General features: G+C 66.6%; 3 protein-coding genes. 1 reads left to right on the top strand and 2 read right to left on the bottom strand.

Features of this window, described 5'->3' with window-relative positions:
• Together NP3_RS19085 and NP3_RS19090 are read right to left on the bottom strand one after the other, a co-directional pair.
• Nucleotides 1–250 (bottom strand): 6-phosphofructokinase (locus NP3_RS19085; protein ID WP_174566239.1); only part of this gene is annotated, 250 nt, incomplete at its 3' end.
• A gap of 71 nt (nucleotides 251–321) precedes the next feature.
• Nucleotides 322–711 carry a hypothetical protein gene (locus tag NP3_RS19090; protein WP_063042951.1) on the bottom strand — a complete coding sequence of 130 codons (390 nt, stop codon included), beginning with the start codon at nucleotides 709–711 and terminating at the stop codon, nucleotides 322–324.
• 351 nt (nucleotides 712–1,062) lie between these two features.
• Here NP3_RS19090 and NP3_RS49845 point away from each other — a divergent pair.
• A partial coding sequence (locus NP3_RS49845) for a hypothetical protein (RefSeq protein WP_218024876.1) occupies nucleotides 1,063–1,329 on the top strand: 267 nt, incomplete at its 3' end.

Raw genomic sequence — 1,329 nt, forward strand, 5'->3', positions numbered from 1 at the left:
CCAGTCCCGCACGCAGTTTGTCGGGATTGGTGCGAGCGGTGCCGAGCATCGTGCCGCCCTTGGTGAGCAGGCGATCGGTGCGATCGTCGTTCTGAATGGTGATCTTTCGGTCTTCGAGTAACCCGCGCCAGCCGTCCTGGAAGCCGATGATCGCGTCCCCGTAGCGTCCGTTCGCGGTGCGAACGACGGCACGGATGACCGCGTTCAGTCCTGGACAGTCGCCGCCTCCGGTCAACACTCCGATGCGCATGGCGCATATCTTGCACCGCTTCACGCGATCGCGCGGTCGCACCCCCGTGAACACCGGGTAACGGCTACGACTCAATACACATAGACGATGGCGTTCTCGCCGCCGCTACAGGTTGCGAACTGATCACCTGCCGTGCAATTCATCTTGTAATCCCGATTGTTGATCGGGCTGTGCGCCATGACCGACCGATCGGTAATAGTGCTGTCACCACCATTCGCGTACGCCTTACGCACCTCCTCGGCGAAGGCGCAACTGGTGACGGTGGTGCCGATCGCGGACGAGGTGAAACGGCCGAGCGCCGGATACAGCTGGGCGCACGGTTTCGCACCGGCGGGCAGGTGCGCGGGCATGGTCGTGGTCGTCGGCCGACCGGAATGTTCGCTTGCGTTGTGCACCTGCCAGCCGATAATCCCCCCGATCGCCAGGACTACGAGCACCGCGCCGATCCAGACGATGCGCATCGATCGACGCGCAGGAATGGGTGTCGGATCCGGTGGATACGGTGCGTCGGATCGGGGCATCGGCATTCCGACGGTTCTCGACAGTGCCTCGGTGGTCGCGTCATGCGGCGGAATATCGCGGCGTATCGGATCCGATGAGTGCCGAGGCACGAGCGTCGGCTCGAGTCCGGTGATCTGCTGCGGCCCGCTGATGGAGTGTGGCCCGATTTGCGATCGAGATCTGTTCGACTGTTGCGAACCGCTCCCTTGTGGCTGGCCGCCCGACTGCAGCCCACTCGCCGATGCCGGACTGCTCGTCTGCGAACCGCCCGCCAATTGCGAACCGCTCGGCGACTGCGGTCCGCTCGTCGATTGCGAACCCCCGGCCCACTGCGATCCACCCGCACGCAGCGAACCACCTACCGATCGCGGCCCACCCGGCTGCTCGGAACCACTCGCCCGCGGCGAACCGCCCGACTGCTGCGAACCAGCCGCCCGCGGCGAACCGCCCGGCTGCTGCGAACTGCCCGCTTGATGCTGCCCGCCTGCCGACCGCGGACCAGCTGGCTGTTGCGCCCCGCCTGCCTGCGGCGGACCGTCCGCCCGGGGCGGGCCACCTACCTGCTGCGGTCCACCGGA

The organism is Nocardia pseudovaccinii NBRC 100343 (genome assembly GCF_001613225.1).
Taxonomy (GTDB): Bacteria; Actinomycetota; Actinomycetes; order Mycobacteriales; family Mycobacteriaceae; genus Nocardia; species Nocardia pseudovaccinii.